This window comes from Nocardioides sp. LMS-CY (assembly GCF_018732145.1).
GTDB lineage: Bacteria > Actinomycetota > Actinomycetes > Propionibacteriales > Nocardioidaceae > Nocardioides > Nocardioides soli.
This window is the reverse complement of sequence record NZ_CP076104.1, coordinates 3,837,124-3,854,911: the sequence shown is the minus strand read 5'-3', so window position 1 is coordinate 3,854,911 and position 17,788 is coordinate 3,837,124. Positions and strand designations below refer to the sequence as shown.

Sequence of the window (17,788 nt, the reverse complement as noted above, 5' to 3'; positions counted from 1 at the left end):
CGTCGAGCCCGGCGTCTGGAGCGCCCTCGCGGGTTTCGGCTGCCGGCAGCCGGAACCCGCACGGCACGCCGTGCCGACTCGGCGTGCCGTGCGGGCTTCGGCTGTCAGGTGGGCGCCGGGGCGCTGGTGATCCGCCGGACCCGACTGCGCAGGTGCCTGGGCCGCCCACCCTGGGCCGCCCACCCCGGGCCTCGGGCGCACACGACTCTGCACGATCCGAGCAGGTGCGACGAGAGCGGGCCGACCGGGCAGCCGAGGGTCAGTCGCCCTCTCGGGGCCTTTCGTCCGCGAGCAGGTCGGTGAGCTCGTCGACCACCAGCAGGTCGCGGCGCACCTGGCCGGCCCGGAACGACGCCCGCCCGACCATGTGGCTGGCGATCGGCGAGGTCACCAGCTGGAAGAGGGCCACCATGGCGAGCAGCCCGATCGTGCCGGGATCGCGCAGCCGGAAGCCGAGGCCGACCAGGATCAGCAGCAGGCCGAGCACCTGGGGCTTGGTCGCCGAGTGCATCCGGGTGAGCACGTCGGGGAACCGGAGGACCCCGATCGCCGCCACCAGGGCGAGCAGCGCACCGGTCACCAGGCACGCCGCGGCGATGCCGTCGGCCAGCGCGGTCCAGCTCATGACGCCTCCGCCTCGACGTCGTCGCTGCCCGGGCTGAACCGGGCGACGCTCACCGAGCCCACGAACCCGAGCAGCGAGAGCACCACCAGGATCGGCAGCGTGGTCGTGTGCCGGTGGACCGCGGCCTCGAGTGCGAGTCCGCAGATCACCACCGCCACCAGTACGTCGAGCGCCACGACGCGGTCGAGCATCGTGGGCCCCAGGGAGATCCGCGCGACCAGGAGCAGGGCGGCCACGCCCAGCACCACCACGCAGACGACGAGTACGACGCTCACGGTGTGCCTCCCTCGGGCAGGCGCTGGGTCTCGGTGCCGAGCGCGCGGACCACGCGGCGTTCGAGTGCGTAGACCTGGGAGCGCATCTTGTCGACGCCCGCCGTGTCCCGCGCGTCGAGCACGTGGAGGAACAGGGTGTGGGTGGACCGCCGGGCCTCGACCACGAGGCTGCCCGGCACCAGGGAGACCATCTCGGCGACCACCGTGAGCACGAAGTCGGACGACGTCTCGAGGTCGACCTCGATCACCGCGTTGCGCGGCTCGCGCCAGAACCGCAGGGTGATCCAGGCGACCTCGACACTGGCGACGACCACGTCGCCGAGGAACCGGAGCACGAGCCAGACCAGTCGCAGCGGGCGGACGTGGAGATCCATCGGCAGGGTCGGCAGCGGGAACACCAGGCAGACCACTATGGAGACCACGAGTCCGAAGACGACGTTGGCGGCCGACAGCTCGCCCCAGAGCGCCACCCACACCAACGTCAGCCAGAGCACGACCGGCAGCTGCAGGACGCGCAGGCGCGCCCTGGGTGTCACCCCGCGGCGCTGCTTCGGGACCGGCCTCATCGTGACCCCTCGCCCAGCACCGAGGAGACGTAGATGCCGCGGTCGAGGATGTCGCGGGCCGCGCGCCCGGTGTAGTCGAAGACCGGGCCGGCCGCGACGGTCAGGGCCAGGCTGAAGGCGATCAGAGCGGCCGTGGCGCCGACCATGGTCCGCGGCAGCCGGGAGGGGACCGTGCCCGCCTCGATGCGCTGGTGGAAGTCCTGGTGGCTGTCGTCGTCCTCGTCGAGGATGCTGCGGGCCTCGTCCAGGTCGCGCGCCCCGAAGGTGTTGGCGCCGACGTGCACGTGCCCCCGGTGCTGGACGACCTCGCGCGAGCCGGGCCAGCCGGTGGGGTCGGACAGCTCCTGCGCCATCTCGTGAGCCTGCCCGGGGGTGCGCCAGAAGGCGAGGTTCCAGGCCTTCGCCACGGCGTACAGCGTGAGCAGGCTGGTGACCATGCCCGCCGCGACGACCGTGTACGCCAGCGGGGTGCCGACCTGCAGGCCTCCCTCGGTGAGCGCCACCTTGCCGAGGAAGCCGGACATCGGGGGGATCCCCGCCAGGTTCATGGCCGGCACGAAGTACAGGACGGCGAGCAGCGGCGCGTACCGGGCCAGCCCGCCCAGCTTGATCAGGCTGGTGCTGCCGGCCTGTCGCTCGATCAGGCCCAGCACCAGGAACAGGGCGGTCTGGATGGTGATGTGGTGGACGACGTAGAAGATGGCGCCGGAGTAGCCCGTCATCGTGCCCAGGGCGATGCCGAACACCATGTAGCCGATGTGGCTGACGAGCGTGAAGGACAGCATCCGCTTCATCTCGGTCTGCGCGACCGCGCCCAGGATGCCGACCACCAGCGTGAGCAGCGCGGCCCACAGCAGCAGGTCGGTGAGCGGGCTGTCGGGGAAGAGGAGGGTCTGCGTCCGGATGATCGCGTACACGCCGACCTTGGTGAGCAGGCCGGCGAACACGGCGGTGACGGGTGCCGGCGCGGTCGGATAGCTGTCGGGCAGCCAGAAGGACAGCGGGAACACCGCCGCCTTGATCGCGAAGGTCGTGAGCAGCAGGAGCTGCAGCAGGAGCGCGACCGACCCGGGCAGGTCGTCGAGCCGGCCCGCGAGCTGGGCGAGGTTGAGGCTGCCGGTGGCGGCGTAGACCGCGGCCAGCGAGATCAGGAAGAGGCTCGACGACAGCACGTTGACGACGACGTAGATCGTGCCCGCGCGGATCCGGGCGCCCGTGCCGCCGAGGGTCAGCAGCACGTAGCTCGCGAACAGCAGGATCTCGAAGCTCACAAACAGGTTGAAGAGGTCCCCGGCCAGGAAGGCGTTGGAGACGCCGGCGCTGAGCACCAGGAACGTCGGGTGGTAGATCGTCACCGGCGTCTCGTGCTCGTCGCCGGTCATGCCCTGGCCGATCGAGTAGACGAGGACCGCGAGCGTGACGATCGCGGAGACCAGCAGCATCACGGCGGACAGCCGGTCCGCGACCAGGGAGATCCCGAGCGACTCCTGCCAGGCGCCGATCGCGATCACCTGGGGACCGTGCCGGTCGGCCTGGTAGACCAGGATCGCGGCGACCACCACGACGACGGCCAGCACGGTGGTGCTCACCGCGCGCTGGAGCCCGGGACGCCTGCTCAGCATCAGGGTCAGGCCGGCCCCGAGCAGGGGGAGGATCACCGGCAGCGGCACCAGGGCGTTCATGCGGGGTCCCCGCGGAAGTGTGGGCCGGAGGAGCGGAGCGGGGGAGGCCCACAGTCTCGTGGGGTGTTCATGCCGGGCGCCCCTCTTCCTCGGGTACGTCGAGGTCGTCGTCGGCGTCACCCTGGCGGGACAGGTCGAAGCTGTCCGAGGCCTGGTCGGTGAGGGCCAGGCGCCGGATCGCGGCGTCCTCGACGTCGTCCTGCACGTTGTCGCCCCCGGTGAGCTGCCAGCTGCGGTAGGCCATCGCCAGGATGAACGCCGTGGTGGCGAGGCTGATCACGATCGCGGTCAGCACCAGGGCCTGGGGGAGGGGGTCGCTCATCGCCCCGTCGCCGCCGCCCACGATCGGGGCCCGGCCAGCGGGGCCGCTGGAGATCAGGAACAGCAGGTTCACGCCGTTGCCGAGCATGACCAGCCCGACCAGGACCCGGGTGAGGCTCCGCTCCAGGATCAGGTAGACACCGCAGCCGATCATCGCCGCGGCCGCCAGGATCAGCGACAGGCTGGTGCTCATGCGGGTACCCCGCTGTCGGGGGCGGGCTCGGACTCGGACTCCTCGTCGCGGATGTGCCGGTCGATCCCGGCGCCGAGGCTGCGCAGCAGGTCGAGCAGCAGGCCGACCACCACCAGGTAGACGCCGACGTCGAAGAAGACCGAGGTGACCAGGTGCAGGTCGCCGAGCAGCGGCAGGTGCAGGTCGACGACGGCGCTCTGCAGCACCGTCCCGCCGAAGGCCAGCGGCGCCAGGCCCGAGCCGGTGGCGACGAACAGCCCGAGGCCCATCAGCGCGCCGGCGTCGACCGGAGCGGCCTCGTCGAGCTCGTACCGACCGCCGGCGAGGTAGCGGACCACGAGCGCGAGCCCGGTGACCAGGCCGGCCGCGAAGCCGCCGCCGGGGTTGTTGTGCCCGGAGAAGAGCAGGTAGATCGAGAACACCACGATGGTGTGGAAGACCAGTCGGGTGATGACCTCGAAGATGATCGAGCGCCGCTCCGGGGCGAGGGTCCGGCCGCCGGGCAGCCACACCGGCCGGCCCGGTGCGGTCGCCGGCCGGTCGCTCGGGACCTTCGGGGTGAAGTCGGCGACCCGCTTGATGATGGCGGTCCGGCTGCCGATGAAGACCAGGCTCGCCACGCCGGTCGCCGCCGCGACGAGGACCGCGATCTCGCCCATGGTGTCCCAGGCGCGGATGTCGACCAGCGTGACGTTGACGATGTTCCGGCCACCGCCGAACGCGACCGCCTCGCGGGGGAAGGCGGCGGAGACCGGCGTCTCGGTGCGCGCGCCGGTGGAGACGACCATGAAGCCGGCCACTGCGGCCGCCACCAGCGCGCCGATCGCGATCCGCCAGTACCGGCTGCGGGTCAGCGGCCGGTCGGTGAAGTACTCCGGGAGCCGCCGCATCACCAGCACGAAGACCACCAGGCTCACCGTCTCGACGAGCACCTGGGTCAGCGCCAGGTCCGGAGCCCCGTGCAGCAGGAACAGTGTGGCGCTCCCGTAGCCCGTGACGCCGAGCAGCAGCACCGCCTTGAGCCGGCGTCGGGACCTGACCGTGAGGACGGCGGCCACCACGATGACCACCGCGACGACCAGCTGGCCGGGGTTGTCCCACAGGACCACGTCGTGCGGGCCGCCGATCGCGTCGACCAGCGCTGCGCCGGGCAGGAGCACCAGGACCGACAGGATCACGCTGAGGTAGATCGCGACCGAGCCCCGCTGGGTGAGTCCGGTGACCTCGACCGCCGTCCGGTCCACCCGGCGCATCAGGCTCAGGTAGGCGTGCTCGGTGCTCCAGGAGGAGGGGGAGAGCGCGGCCTGCACGAGGGCGACCAGCTCGCGTCGCCAGAACAGCAGCAGACCCAGCGCGAGCGAGACGACGGACAGACCGAGTGCCAGGCCGGGCCCGTGCCAGAGGGCGAGCTGGGCGTGGTGCTCGCTGGGTGGGAACTGGTCGGCGTACGGCGCGATCATCCGGCTCTCGGGCCCGCCGAGGAAGCCCAGGACCACCGACAGCGTGGCGAGCAGCGCGGGGGCGGCCAGGAACTCGGTGCGGATCGGCCGCACCTCGGTGGGCGGCACGCCCGCCTTGGTCGCGAAGGTGCCCCACAGGAACCGCGCCGTGTAGGCGACCGTGAGCGCCGAGCCGAGCACCACGCCGATCAGCAGGGTCCAGCCGGCGACGGGCCCGATGCCGGTGCCGTCGCCGTCGCGGGCGACCCCGATGAGGGCGGCGTACACGCTCTCCTTCGCGACGAAGCCGGTGAAGGGCGGGAGCGCGGCCATCGACGCGCCGGCGAGCAGGGCGACCGCGGCCAGGGCCGGCGCGGACCGGCCGACGCCGGAGAGCCTGCGCAGGTCGCGGGTGCCGGTCTGGCGGTCGACGATCCCGACCACCAGGAACAGCACCGACTTGAACAGGGCGTGCGCACCCAGCATCGCCACTCCGGCCAGGGCCGCGGACCGGGTGCCGACGCCGACGATCACCAGCAGGAAGCCGAGCTGGCTGACCGTGCCGTAGGCGAGCAGCAGCTTGATGTCGAGCTGTCGCAGGGACCGCCAGCCGCCGAGCAGCATCGTGATCAGCCCCAGGGACAGCAGGATGCCGTGCCAGCCGGGTACGTCGGCGAACGCCGGCGCGAGCAGCGCGACCAGGTAGACGCCGGCCTTCACCATGGCTGCCGCGTGCAGGTAGGCGCTGACCGGCGTGGGGGCCGCCATCGCCCCGGGCAGCCAGAAGTGGAAGGGGAACAGCGCCGACTTGCTGATCGCCCCGAGCAGCAGGAGCACGACCGCGACGGTGACCGTGGTGCCGACCGGCGGGTCGGCGAGGATCTCGCTGATCCGGAAGGTGCCCGCCTCCAGGCCGATCAGCAGGATGCCGACCAGCATCGCCAGCCCGCCGAAGGTGGTCACGATCAGCGCCTGCATGCCGGCCGCCCGGCTCGCCCGCTTCGTCGGGTCGTGGCCGATCAGCAGGTAGGAGAACACCGTGGTGAGCTCCCAGAAGACGTAGAGGACCAGCAGGTCGTCGGCCAGCACCAGCCCCAGCATCGCCCCGGCGAACGCGACGAAGTGCCCCGCGAAGGCGGTGAGCCCGGGCTCGTCGTCCGAGAAGTACCACGTGCAGTAGAACAGCACCAGCGCGCCGATCCCGGTGACGATGAGCATCATCACCCACTGCAGCGAGCCCAGCGCGAAGGCGAGGTCGAGGTTCAGTGCCGGCACCCAGCCGGTCACGGCGTACTCGACGCCGCCGTCGGCCACCGTGGAGGTCTGCGCGACCGCCCAGCCGAAGGCGCAGGCGGGCACGAGCGCGAGCACCAGGAACGCCCGCCGACCGAGCGCGCGGACCAACGACGGCGCCAGGGCGGCTCCCACGAAATGGGAGACCACCAGAACGAGCATCTGGGCGTCCTCCGACGGCTGGTCGATCGCGGGCAGCTGATCACCACCCTAGGGGTCGCGGGGAAATGGGAGCGCAGGGAGCGCCCGTCGTCTCAGCCCTGGGGCCGCGGTGGTGCGGCGCGCGTGCGATGGGTAGGGTCCGGCCAGACCCGCCCGGAGGACGCATGCGCCAGGACCACCAGCCCGACCAGCGCGGGCCGATCCTCTTCCTCGTCCTGCTGGCGATGATCGCGCTGCTCGTCGTCGCCTGGGGCGCGGGCCAGGAGGAGGCGGACGGCGCACCCACGACCGGCGCGCCCAGCGAGCCCCTCGGGCCCTCGTCGCCGCTGTTCCGGCCGACCGACCCGCCGATGGTCGAGATCGCACCGCCGGAGCCCTCCTCGGAGACCTCGTCCTCGGGAGCCGAGCCGGTCGAGTCCTCGGGAGCCGAGCCGGTCGAGGAGGTCGCACCCGAGCCGCCCGTCGAGCTGCCCGGAGGCGGGACCCGGATCTTCGCGGACAACCGGTTCCTGGTCGCCTACTACGGCACCGGGCAGACTCCCGCGATGGGGGTGCTCGGCGAGACCGACCCCGACACGATGGACCGGAGGCTGCACCGAGCCGCCGCCCCGTTCCGGCGTCCGGGCCAGCCGGTGCGGCACGTCTACGAGCTGATCGTGACCATCGCGGACGCGTCCCCGGGACCCGACGGCGACTACAGCCACGACATCCCGCGCTCGGAGGTGCGGCGCTACATCCGGGCGGCGCACCGCAACGACGCGCTGCTGCTGCTCGACATCCAGCCCGGCCGCTCCGGGTTCCTCGAGACCGCGCAGCGCTGGGCGTGGGCGCTGCGCGACCCGTGGGTCGGCCTGGCGCTCGACCCCGAGTGGCGGATGCGCCCGCACGAGGTGCCCGGCCGCACGATCGGCCAGGTCGGCGCGCGCGAGGTGAACCGGACCTCTGCCTGGCTGGCGAGGCTGACCAAGGACCAGGGTCTGCCCGAGAAGCTCTTCGTGCTGCACCAGTTCCGCACCGACATGATCGAGGACATCGACCGGATCCGGCAGCGGGCGAACCTCGCGATGGTCCAGCACGTCGACGGATTCGGCACCCGCGGGCAGAAGCTCGCGACGTACCACCACGTCGCCCGGCCACGGCAGTTCGCGATGGGCTTCAAGCTCTTCTACGACGAGGACGTACGCCGGATGGGGCCGCGCGAGGTGCACGCCGTGCGGCCGAAGGTGCGGTTCGTCAGCTTCCAGTAGGCGCGTCGACCGTCCGTCGGCCGTCGTCCACAGCCTCGGGATCGTCGTTGTCGTGGCCGGCCCGCTCGGCGATGCTGATGGGGCCGGGCCGACGAAGCCGACGGAGCAGCGCGATGAGGAACACCCCACGGCACCACCCGCCCCCTGAGCAGGCGCGACTCATCGAGCGCGGGCTTGCCCGGCGTCGCGCAGTTCGAGGCCGAGGAGGGCGCGTTCACCGAGGAGGAGCTGGCCGAGGCGCGTGCCTTGATCGCCGCGGACCGCGGCGACCCCGTCGACCGGTGACCGCCGACGGTGTTCACCCGCTGATCGTGCACGACACGATGTGGGTCTCGCCGGGCGCGAGCACGACGAGGTCGACGCCGGAGCGGAACGCGTCGGGTGGCGCGGTCGTCGGCTCCACCGCGAGTGACTCGCGCACGCCCCAGGGCAGCGGGTCGGCGGTGAAGACGTGCAGCCAGCCCAGTCCCTCGCCCACGGTCAGCCGCACCGCGCGCCCGCTGTCGGGGTCGGCGAGCACCGCCGTCGACCCGGCCGGCACGTCGCCGAACGGGTGGTCGAGCACCACGCCGCCGAGCAGCCGCGGCTCACGGAAGTCGTACGCCGTGCCGTCGACCGGGCGGGCCGGCGCGGGCAGGCCGCGTTCGTCGGTCTCGCACCACGTGCCGGCCGGGAGCGTCAGCACGCACTCGTCTACGCGGCGGCCGACGGTCAGGTAGGGATGCATCCCGGTGCCGTACGGCGCGGCTGCCCCGGACCGGTTCGTCGCGCTCAGCGTGGTGGTGAGTCCGTCGTCGTCGAGCGCGTAGGTCACCTCCAGGTCGAGCGACCACGGGTAGCCGGGCTGAGCGGGCAGCTCGTAGCGCAGCACGGCGCGCCCCTCGGTGTGCTCGGCCACCGTCCACGGCACCCAGTGGGCGAGCCCGTGCAGGGCGTTGCGGCGCTCCGGCTCGGTGAGCGCCAGCCGGTGCCGCGCGCCGGCGAACTCGTAGCTGCCGTCGCCGATCCGGTTCGGCCAGGGCATCAGCACCGCGCCACGGAAGTCGGCGCACATCTCGCCGGCCGGGGTGCCGGCGACCAGGTCCAGCCCGTCGCGGGTCAGCGTGCGCAGACCCGCCCCGACCGTGACGACCTCGGCCTCGTAGGGGCCGTGGGCGAGAGGGAGGGGAAGACCGGCGGCGGCGCGCACCCTGCACACCCTGACAGCCCCGACGGGGTGTGGCTAGTGTCGGCACGTGCGTCTGGTCGCGGGCGTGGACTCCTCCACGCAGTCCTGCAAGGTGGTGGTCTGCGACGCGGAGAGCGGTGAGCTCGTCCGCAGCGGGGCGGCGCCCCATCCCGGCGGCACCGAGGTCGCCCCGGAGGCCTGGTGGGAGGCGCTCCAGGCGGCGATCGCCGCGGCGGACGGCATCGACGACGTCGAGGCGGTCGCGGTCGGCGGGCAGCAGCACGGCATGGTCTGCCTGGACGAGTCGGGCGCCGTCGTCCGGCCCGCCCTGCTGTGGAACGACACCCGCTCGGCGCGGGCCGCGCTCGACCTGATCGACGAGCTCGGCGGGCGACAGCCGTGGGTGGACGCGGTCGGCCTGGTGCCGGTGGCGTCGTTCACCGTCACGAAGCTGCGCTGGCTGCGCGACCACGAGCCCGACCACGCGCGGCGTACGGCGGCGGTGTGCCTGCCGCACGACTACCTGACCTGGCGGCTGGCGGGTGCGCCCGGGCCGGCCGCGCTCGTCACCGACCGGAGCGACGCGAGCGGCACCGGCTACTGGTCGCCGACGACCGGGGACTACCGCCGCGACCTGCTCGAGCTGGCGCTCGGCCACGACGCGATCCTGCCCCGGGTCCTCGGCCCGGCCGAGGCCGGACCCTGCACGTCGTCCGGCGCCGTGCTCGGCCCCGGCACCGGCGACAACGCCGGCGCGGCGCTCGGGCTCGGTGCGACGGCCGGCGACGTCGTCGTCTCGATCGGCACCTCGGGCGTCGCCTGCGCCGTCGCCGACGAGCCGGTGGGCGACGTGACCGGCGCGGTCGCCGGCTTCGCCGACGCGACCGGACGCTTCCTGCCGCTGGTCGCCACCCTCAACGCAGCGCGCGTGCTCGACGCCGCCGGCCGGCTGCTCGGCGTCTCCCACGAGCAGCTCTCCGACCTCGCGCTGTCCGCGCCCGCAGGTGCGGGCGGGCTCGCCTTGGTGCCCTACCTCGAGGGCGAGCGCACCCCCAACCGGCCCGACGCGACCGGGGCGATCCACGGCCTGCGGCTCGAGACCGCCACCCCGGCGTACCTCGCGCGCGCCGCGGTCGAGGGCATGGTCTGCGGGCTCGCCGACGCCGTCGACGCGGTGCGCGCCCTCGGCACTCCCGTGGAGCGGATCATCCTGATCGGCGGAGCCGCCCGGTCGCCCGCCGCGCGTGAGATCGCCTCGGCCGTGCTGGGGCTGCCGGTCTCGGTGCCCGAGCCGGGGGAGTACGTCGCCCGCGGCGCCGCCCGCCAGGCCGCCTGGGTGCTGGCCGGCGGCGACGAGCCCCCGGAGTGGCCGCTGTCCGGGGTGACGGAGACCCGGGCCGAGCCGACACCCGGGGTGCGGGAGCGGTACGCCGAGGTGCGCGATCTGACGGCGAGACGCCCATGATGGGGGCCATGACGCACCGACTCGACGCGACCGACCCGCTGGCGTCGTACCGCGACCGTTTCGTCGGCGCGGAGACACCACTGGTCTACTTCGACGGCAACTCGCTGGGCCGTCCGCTCACGGCCACCGGGCCGCGCCTGTCGCGCTTCGTCGAGGAGGAGTGGGGTGGCCGGCTGATCCGCGGCTGGGACGAGCGCTGGCTGGAGCTGCCGCAGCGCATCGGCGACGACCTGGGTCGGGTCGTGCTCGGCGCCGCGGCGGGGCAGGTCACGATCGGCGACTCGACCACCGTGCTGCTCTACAAGCTGATGCGCGCGGCCGTCGCCGCCCGGCCGGGGCGCACCGAGATCGTGCTCGACCGCGACAACTTCCCCACCGACCGGTACGTCGCCGCCGGGGTGGCCGAGGAGTGCGGGCTGACGCTGCGCTGGATCGACGTCGACCTCACCGCCGGGGTCACGCCCGAGCTGCTGGCCGACGCCGTGGGGGAGCGGACCGCGCTGGTCGTGCTGTCGCACGTCGCCTACCGGTCGGCGTGGCTCGCCGACGCTCCCGAGCTGACCCGGATCGCCCACGACGCCGGTGCCCTCGTGCTCTGGGACCTGTGCCACTCGGCCGGGTCGGTGCCGGTCTCGCTCGACGAGTGGGGGGTCGACCTGGCCGTCGGGTGCACCTACAAGTATCTCAACGGCGGCCCGGGGTCGCCGGCCTTCTGCTACGTCGCCGAGCGGCACCTGCCCGAGCTCACCCAGCCGATCCACGGCTGGCTGGGCTCGGTCGACCCGTTCCTGATGGGGCCGTCCTACGCGCCCGCGCCCGACATCCGCCGGTTCCAGTCGGGCACCCCGCCGATCCTCGGCATGCTCGCGATGCAGGACATGCTCGCGCTGGTCGAGGAGGCCGGCATCGGGGCGGTGCGCGCGAAGTCGGTCGCGCTCACGTCGTACGCCGTCGAGCTCGGCGACGAGCTGCTCGCCCCGGCCGGCGTCGTGCTCGCCTCGCCGCGCGACCCGGCGCGGCGCGGCGGCCACGTGACCTTCACGCATCCGCTGATGCGCGAGGTCACGGCCGCGCTGTGGGAGCGCGACGTGGTCCCCGACTACCGCGACCCGGGCGGGTTGCGGCTGGGGCTGTCGCCCCTGTCGACGTCGTACGCCGAGGTCGAGCGCGGGATGCGGCTGGTCCGCGAGGCCCTGGCGGGGCTGACCTGATGCGCTGGCCCCGTCCGCTGCGTCCCGGCGACCTGGTCGCCGTCACCGCTCCGTCGAGCGGGGTCGGGGCGGACTCGCGGCCGCGCCTCGATTTCGCGCTGCAGTGGCTGCGCGACCGCGGCTACGAGGTGGTCGTGGGCGAGTGCATGTCGGGCGAGCAGGTCCGCTCCGCGCCGGCCGAGCAACGCGCCGCCGAGCTGGTCGACTTCCTCTGCGACCCTGCCGTCGCCGCGGTCGTCCCACCCTTCGGCGGCGAGCTGGCGATCGACCTCCTGGACCTCCTCGACTGGGACCGGCTGGCGGTCGCGGAGCCGACCTGGCTGGTCGGGTGGAGCGACATCTCCACGCTGCTCGTGGCGCTGACGACCCGTCTCGGCTGGGCGACCGCGCACGGCTGGAACCTGATGGACACGCCGCTCGCCCCGCCCGACGGGCTCGCCCACTGGACCGACCTGCTGGCCGCGACCGGCGACGTCGTGCAGCGCAGCCCGGGCCGCACCCGCGCCGGATGGGGCGACTTCCGCGTGGCGGACACCACGCGGATGACGCTGGACCTGCCGACGGACTGGGCGGTGCTCGGCGGCGGGGAGGTGGACGTCTCCGGCCGGCTGATCGGCGGCTGCCTCGAGGTGCTCTCGCCGCTCGCGGGCACGCCGTACGCCGACATCGCGGCCTTCGGCCGCGCGCACTCCGACGAGGGCCTGCTCGTCTACGTCGAGGCGTGCGAGCAGGGGGCCTACGACATCTGCCGGATCCTCCACGGGCTGCGGATGTCGGGCTGGTTCGAGCACGCGAACGCCGTGCTCGTCGGCCGGACCCCGGCGCCCGACGCGCCCGACCTGACCCAGCTCGAGGCCGTCGAGGAGACGCTCGGCGGGCTCGGCGTACCCGTGATCGCGGAGATGGACATCGGCCACACCCAGCCGTTCCTGCCGCTGGTCAACGGCGCGCCGGCGCGGGTGGTCGTGCGCGACGGCGTCCGCGAGGTCACCCAGACCCTCGGCTGAGCCCGCGGGCCGGGCTACCGATGGATGTGGTCGCGCCAGTCGTCGGGCACCCGGTCCGCGGGTCCGGGCGCCGGCTGGTCCTCGGGGTGCTGCAGCGGCGGGGCGAGCTGCGGCCCGAGGAACCCGCTCTCGGCGCCGAAGTCCCAGAACCAGTCCTCGCCCGGCTCGTAGGTCCGGATCACCGGGTGCCCGGTCGCGCGCCAGTGCGCCGTGGCGTGCTGTGCCGGCGACGAGTCGCAGCACCCGACGTGACCGCACTGGGCGCAGCGGCGCAGGTGCACCCACCAGCCGCCGGCCTCCTCGCACTCGACGCAGCCCGGGCCGCTCGGCGGCACCGACGGGTCGACTCCCTCACGCTCGCTCATGGGTCGACGGTAGCCGCCGGTCCAGGTACGCCGCACCGGCGAAGAGCCCGAGGAAGAGCAGGGTGATGCCGCCGCAGGTCGCCAGCACCGAGGGCCAGCCCTTCGCGTCGAAGTCCAGGAACGGATAGGGGAACCAGCCGGTCGCGGCGCCCATCGCGAGCGTCCATGCCGTCCAGGCGACCGGCCACCCCAGCGCCCGGGCGACCACGCGTCCGCTGACCCGCGGTCGCGGACCGAAGAGCAGCCAGCCCGCGATCGCGAGCAGCGGCACGACCAGGTGCAGCAGCCGATCGCAGACCAGGCTCCAGCCGTGCAGTTCCAGCAGTGGGCGCAGCAGGAGGAAGTGCACCAGCCCGGTGACCGTGATGCCCACGAGCCCGGCCAGCCGGAGCACCCGCCAGCCCCGCCCGTCGCGCCCCGGGGCGACCGCGAGCGTGATCGCGCCGGCCGCGACCAGCAGGTTGCTCTGGATCGTGAAGTAGGAGATCAGCCGGCCCAGCCGGACGTTCAGCGGTGGCTGCTCCACGTCGAGGAGCGCGCCGTACCCGGTCACCACCAGCACCGACTGGAGCACCAGCGCGACCACGGCGACCACCGCGGTGACCGTGTGCCACGCCCGCGCCATGGCCGAACCCTAGTGTCACGACACTAAGGTTCGGCCATGCCCGAGACCAACGAGCACGACCAGCAGGTGGGCGACCTCGTCGGGGGCTGGAGCCGGCGGCCCTGGCCGGCGCCGGTGCGGCTGGAGGGCCGGTACGTCGCGCTCGAGCCGCTCGCGGTCGCGCACGCGGCCGACCTGCACGCCGCGCTGTGCGGCCCGGCGGACCCGCCGCTGTGGACCTACCGCCCCGCCGACCCGCCCGTCGACGTGCCCGCGATGGCGGCCCACGTCGAGGAGCACCTCGCCGCGCCGGGCATGGAGACGTTCGTCATCGTGCCGGTCGGGTCGACCGCGCAGGGGCTCGCGGCGTACCAGCGGATCGAGCCGGCGCACGGCCAGGTGGAGATCGCCGGCGTCCTCTTCTCGCGCGCGCTCCAGCGCACCCGGGCCGCGACCGAGGCGATCCACCTGACCATGCGGTACGCCTTCGACGACCTCGGCTACCGCCGGTTCGAATGGAAGTGCGACTCGCTCAACGAGCCGTCCCGACGGGCCGCGGCGAGGCTGGGCTTCGCCTACGAGGGGCGGTTCCGCCACCACCTGGTGACCAAGGGTCGCAACCGCGACACCGACTGGTACTCGGTCACCGACACCGAGTGGCCGGCCGTCCGCGCGGCCCACGAGGGCTGGCTCGACCCCGCCAACTTCGACGCCGCCGGTGCCCAGCGCACCGCGCTGAGCGACCTCACTGCCCGGATCCGTCGCCGCCCAACCCCTCGTCACGCGCCTTGATCATGGCCTGCGCCCGGTCGGGGACGCCGAGCTTGGTGAGCACGTTGGAGACGTGGTTGCGGACGGTCTTGGGGGAGAGCACCATCCGGCGGGCGATCGTGGCGTTGTCGTAGCCGCGGGCGAGCAGGTCCAGCACCTCGCGCTCGCGGTCGGAGAGCTCGGGGAAGGGCACCCGCACGGCCGTCCGGCCCGAGGTCAGCGTCGCCATCGCGCGGGCGGCCACCTGGGGTCCGAGGATCGCCTCGCCGTTCGCGACGGCCCGGATGCCACGCTCGACCTCGGCGGGCGACGCGCTCTTCAGCAGGTAGCCGCGCGCCCCGGCGCGCATCGCCGCCACCACGGACTCGTCGTCCTCGTCCATGGTGATGACCAGCACCGCCAGGTCCGGGAGGGCGCGCACCAGGTCGCGGGTGGTCTCGATGCCGGAGTCGTCGCCGAGGTGGAGGTCCATGAGCACGACGTCGACGGTCGCGTCGATCCGCTCCAGCGCCCGGGTGGCGTCCTCGGCCTGCGCGACGACCTCGATCCCGTCGAGCGAGCCGAGCAGGCCGGCCATCCCGAGCCGGAAGACGGGGTGGTCGTCGACGACGGCGACGCGGATCGATCTCTCAGCCATGGGTCACCACGAGAGGGAGCGTAGCGACGACCTCGGTGCCGCCGCCGATCCGATCGCGGACCTCGAGGGTGCCGCCCTGCTCCTCGGCCCGCTCGCGCATCGACCGGGTGCCGACGCCGACGGTCGCGTCGCCGTCGCGGCCCCGGCCGTCGTCGGCGACCACGAGCAGCAGGCTGCCGACGGGATGCCGCCGGGCGACGATGCGGCAGTGGTCGGCGGCCGAGTGCCGGAGGACGTTCGTGAGCGCCTCGCCGACGATGCCGTACGCCGCCGCGGCCACCCGCGGGTCGAGACCGTCGAAGCGGTCCGCCTCGACGGTGACGTGGAGCGCCCCGCTGTCGAAGCGTCCGGCGAGCTCGGTCAGCGCCGGGACCAGCCCGAGCTCGTCGAGCACCGGCGGCAGCAGGTGGTGGGAGAGGCCGCGGACGCTGTTGGCCGCCGTCTCCACCTCGCCCTGCAGGTGGGCGAGCAGCTCGTAGCCCGCGCGCGCGTCGGTCAGCAGCAGGTTGCGCGCGCCCTGGAGGCCGAGACTGATGCCGGCCAGCGACGGCCCGAGGCCGTCGTGGATCTCGCGGCGGAGCACCCGGCGCTCCTCGAGCCGCGCCGCGGCCAGGCGGCTGCGCAGCTCCTCCAGGTCCGCCGCGCCGCGCCCGATCACGACGGCGGCCGCCACCACCGAGGCGACGTCGCGCAGGGTGCTGAGGTCGCGGGCCGACAGCTGCGCGCCCGGCAGCGCGGTGACCTGGAGCAGGCCGACCAGCTCACCGCTGTGCCGCAGCTCGACCTCGGCGCCCGGACCGCTCGGCTCGCCCCACCTGACCGGGGCCAGCGCGTCGCTGACCACGATCACGGACTCCAGCCGCATCGACTCCCCGAGGTCGGCGGTCAGGCCCGCCAGCAGCTCGTCGGTCGAGTCGCTCGAGACCAGCTGGGTGCCGAGCCGCCGGGCCACCCGGTGCGGATCGGCCGCGTCGCCGTACACGAGTCGGCGCACCCGCCGGCCCGCGGTGAGGCGCAGCGGCTGGACCGCGGCCGCCACGGTGCCCGCCGCCAGCAGCTGCGGTACGCCGTCGCCGGGGAACAGCTCGCCGAGGAGCAGGGTCACCGCCAGGTAGACGACGAGCAGGCCGCCGGTGAGGAGCCCGCCCAGCACGGCGCGGCTGACGACCAGCTGCAGGTCCCACAGCCGGTTGCGCAGGACCACGACGAGCACGGCCGCCGGGAAGACCGCCTGCGAGGCCAGGTGCAGGACCGGCGTGAGCCAGTAGGGCAGCCAGGGGATCGTGGTGAGCACCGGCACGAACGACACGGCGAGGATCGCGGTGCCCACCGCGAGCCAGCCCAGCCCGTTGCGCTCCCCGGTCGGCCCGAACCGGCGGCGCCACGCCACGGACAGCGCGGTGACGAGCCCGAGCCCGATCGCGCACCAGTACATCTCGTCGAGGTGCGGCGCCTCGTCGTCCAGGATCACCGCCACGCCGGTGGCCACGCTGAGCGTCGCGCCCGCGGCCAGGCCCACCCACTCCAGCCGGAGCGGGTGGTCGCGCACCAGCCAGGGGACGACCAGGAAGAGCGCCAGGGTGCCCGGCACCCAGGCCGTGTTCGCCAGCCGGGCGATCGCGTCGGTCCCCGTGAGCGTGCTCTGGTCGAGGGCGCTGCTGTGCGCGAAGCCGAAGGCCGCCAGTCCGCCGCCCACGGCGGCGATCGCGAGCAGCCAGGGGACCGGGTGCGACCGGCGCACCAGGATCACCGCCGCGACCGTCCCGTAGACGCACGCGACGGTGATGTCGACGAGGAAGAAGAGCAGGTTCTCGTCGACCGGCGGCTGGCCCACGACCAGCAGGGCGACGGACAGGACGGCGAGTGCCCAGGCGGCCACGGCGATGGCCGTGGCCGCCCGGGTTCGCCCGATGCTCGAGTGGGGGGCGGGCATCGGGTCTGGGATGCCGGTCCGGAGGGATCGAACCAGCACGTTGTCAGTCCGTCGGGCTCGGGCGCCGGTCGCCGAAGGTGAACCCCAGCCCGAGCACCAGCACGAGGACGGGGCCGGTGAAGCCGGCCAGGTACTGCAGCGGCGAGAGGCCGACGAGCAGCGTCACGCCGCCGAGCACGGCGGCGAGCCAGCCGATCCATCGGGGCGCCGCCGCGTGCCGCAGGGCGGCGACCGCGACGGCGACGCCGGTGACGCCGGCGCCGACCCAGAGCCAGGGCACGGTGCCGACCCAGTGGCCGACGACGGCCGCGAACTCCGGGTCCAGAGGCGCGTCGTCGCTCTCGAGCCCGAAGATCACCTCGGTGCTGAACGCCGCGCCCATCAGCGCGGCGACCGAGGTCAGCAGCAGGCCACCGGCCGCGATGTCCGGCAGCAGGCTCACCGCCGGCGCCTGGCCCTGCAGCCGACGGCGCAGGCCGGCCGCGAAGATCAGGAGCAGGACGGCGGCGCCGGTCATCGCCAGGTGCAGGGTCAGCAGCTGGGGGACGAAGTCGCCGAGCCGGTCGGTGATCCGCCCGGCGTCCCCGGCGTAGCGCTCGTCGTACGCCGCGTCGATCCGCAGCGACGCCTGGATCCCGACGATCCCGAGCAGTCCGGCCGCCGCACCGACGATCGCCCAGCCGCGGCCGACGGTCGGCGCCACCGGGCGCGGGCGGGCGTCGAGTGCCGCTCGGGTGCTGCTGGTGGTGGCCACGGGCGCTGCTCCTCAGGTCTCGGACGATGACGACCCCACGTTCGACCACCCGGCGTCCCGGCCGTCAGGG

17 protein-coding genes are annotated in these 17,788 nt (G+C 73.9%); 5 read left to right on the top strand and 12 right to left on the bottom strand.

The window, feature by feature from the left end:
- Window positions 1–259: 259 nt before the first annotated feature.
- The 6 genes from mnhG to KM427_RS18340 all read right to left on the bottom strand — a co-directional run bounded on the left by mnhG (window position 260) and on the right by KM427_RS18340 (window position 6,556).
- Window positions 260–625 (bottom strand): monovalent cation/H(+) antiporter subunit G, encoded by a 366-nt coding sequence (mnhG, locus tag KM427_RS18365; RefSeq protein ID WP_183593381.1) that lies wholly within the window; start codon window positions 623–625, stop codon window positions 260–262.
- Window positions 622–900, bottom strand: coding sequence for an MrpF/PhaF family protein (locus KM427_RS18360; protein WP_252274641.1), 279 nt, complete (start codon window positions 898–900; stop codon window positions 622–624). Before KM427_RS18360 ends, mnhG begins: the two co-directional genes overlap by 4 nt.
- Window positions 897–1,466: a Na+/H+ antiporter subunit E gene (locus tag KM427_RS18355; RefSeq protein WP_215524851.1), complete on the bottom strand. Its 570-nt coding sequence runs from the start codon at window positions 1,464–1,466 to the stop codon at window positions 897–899. Before KM427_RS18355 ends, KM427_RS18360 begins: the two co-directional genes overlap by 4 nt.
- A complete protein-coding gene (locus KM427_RS18350) occupies window positions 1,463–3,148 on the bottom strand; it encodes a Na+/H+ antiporter subunit D (RefSeq protein ID WP_215524850.1) in 1,686 nt (561 codons plus the stop codon). The genes KM427_RS18355 and KM427_RS18350 overlap by 4 nt, the downstream gene beginning before the upstream one ends.
- A 67-nt stretch (window positions 3,149–3,215) precedes the next feature.
- Window positions 3,216–3,662 carry a Na(+)/H(+) antiporter subunit C gene (locus KM427_RS18345; RefSeq protein WP_183593385.1) on the bottom strand — a complete coding sequence of 149 codons (447 nt, stop codon included), beginning with the start codon at window positions 3,660–3,662 and terminating at the stop codon, window positions 3,216–3,218.
- A complete protein-coding gene (locus KM427_RS18340) occupies window positions 3,659–6,556 on the bottom strand; it encodes a Na+/H+ antiporter subunit A (protein ID WP_215524849.1) in 2,898 nt (965 codons plus the stop codon). Before KM427_RS18340 ends, KM427_RS18345 begins: the two co-directional genes overlap by 4 nt.
- Window positions 6,557–6,720: 164 nt before the next feature.
- Here KM427_RS18340 and KM427_RS18335 point away from each other — a divergent pair, with 164 nt between their 5' ends.
- Window positions 6,721–7,803 carry a hypothetical protein gene (locus KM427_RS18335; RefSeq protein ID WP_215524848.1) on the top strand — a complete coding sequence of 361 codons (1,083 nt, stop codon included), beginning with the start codon at window positions 6,721–6,723 and terminating at the stop codon, window positions 7,801–7,803.
- A 298-nt stretch (window positions 7,804–8,101) separates the two neighbouring features.
- On the opposite strand, the gene KM427_RS18330 is transcribed toward KM427_RS18335, so the two are convergent.
- Window positions 8,102–8,992 (bottom strand): aldose 1-epimerase family protein, encoded by an 891-nt coding sequence (locus KM427_RS18330; RefSeq protein ID WP_215524847.1) that lies wholly within the window; start codon window positions 8,990–8,992, stop codon window positions 8,102–8,104.
- Window positions 8,993–9,038: 46 nt separating this feature from the next.
- Between KM427_RS18330 and xylB the strand changes: the two genes are divergently transcribed.
- The 3 genes from xylB to KM427_RS18315 are packed head-to-tail and all read left to right on the top strand — an operon-like array spanning window position 9,039 to window position 12,654.
- Window positions 9,039–10,436 carry a xylulokinase gene (xylB, locus tag KM427_RS18325; protein ID WP_215524846.1) on the top strand — a complete coding sequence of 466 codons (1,398 nt, stop codon included), beginning with the start codon at window positions 9,039–9,041 and terminating at the stop codon, window positions 10,434–10,436.
- A gap of 8 nt (window positions 10,437–10,444) precedes the next feature.
- A complete protein-coding gene (locus KM427_RS18320; protein ID WP_252274639.1) occupies window positions 10,445–11,647 on the top strand; it encodes a kynureninase in 1,203 nt (400 codons plus the stop codon).
- On the top strand, window positions 11,647–12,654 hold the full coding sequence (locus tag KM427_RS18315) for a S66 family peptidase (protein WP_215524845.1): 1,008 nt from the start codon (window positions 11,647–11,649) through the stop codon (window positions 12,652–12,654). Before KM427_RS18320 ends, KM427_RS18315 begins: the two co-directional genes overlap by 1 nt.
- 14 nt (window positions 12,655–12,668) lie before the next feature.
- On the opposite strand, the gene KM427_RS18310 is transcribed toward KM427_RS18315, so the two are convergent.
- Both KM427_RS18310 and KM427_RS18305 read right to left on the bottom strand, forming a co-directional pair.
- Window positions 12,669–13,019 carry a UBP-type zinc finger domain-containing protein gene (locus KM427_RS18310; protein ID WP_183593392.1) on the bottom strand — a complete coding sequence of 117 codons (351 nt, stop codon included), beginning with the start codon at window positions 13,017–13,019 and terminating at the stop codon, window positions 12,669–12,671.
- Window positions 13,006–13,644: a Pr6Pr family membrane protein gene (locus KM427_RS18305; protein WP_215524844.1), complete on the bottom strand. Its 639-nt coding sequence runs from the start codon at window positions 13,642–13,644 to the stop codon at window positions 13,006–13,008. Before KM427_RS18305 ends, KM427_RS18310 begins: the two co-directional genes overlap by 14 nt.
- 36 nt (window positions 13,645–13,680) lie before the next feature.
- Between KM427_RS18305 and KM427_RS18300 the strand changes: the two genes are divergently transcribed.
- On the top strand, window positions 13,681–14,415 hold the full coding sequence (locus tag KM427_RS18300) for a GNAT family N-acetyltransferase (RefSeq protein ID WP_215524843.1): 735 nt from the start codon (window positions 13,681–13,683) through the stop codon (window positions 14,413–14,415).
- On the opposite strand, the gene KM427_RS18295 is transcribed toward KM427_RS18300, so the two are convergent.
- From KM427_RS18295 to KM427_RS18285, 3 genes are read right to left on the bottom strand one after another with little or no spacing between them, the layout of a single operon-like run.
- Entirely contained in the window at window positions 14,369–15,031 is a 663-nt protein-coding gene (locus KM427_RS18295; protein WP_215524842.1) for a response regulator transcription factor, read from the bottom strand. The two genes, KM427_RS18300 and KM427_RS18295, sit on opposite strands and share 47 nt — an antisense overlap.
- On the bottom strand, window positions 15,024–16,964 hold the full coding sequence (locus KM427_RS18290) for a sensor histidine kinase (RefSeq protein ID WP_215524841.1): 1,941 nt from the start codon (window positions 16,962–16,964) through the stop codon (window positions 15,024–15,026). The genes KM427_RS18295 and KM427_RS18290 overlap by 8 nt, the downstream gene beginning before the upstream one ends.
- A 43-nt stretch (window positions 16,965–17,007) precedes the next feature.
- Window positions 17,008–17,718: a hypothetical protein gene (locus tag KM427_RS18285; protein ID WP_215524840.1), complete on the bottom strand. Its 711-nt coding sequence runs from the start codon at window positions 17,716–17,718 to the stop codon at window positions 17,008–17,010.
- Window positions 17,719–17,788: the final 70 nt, after the last annotated feature.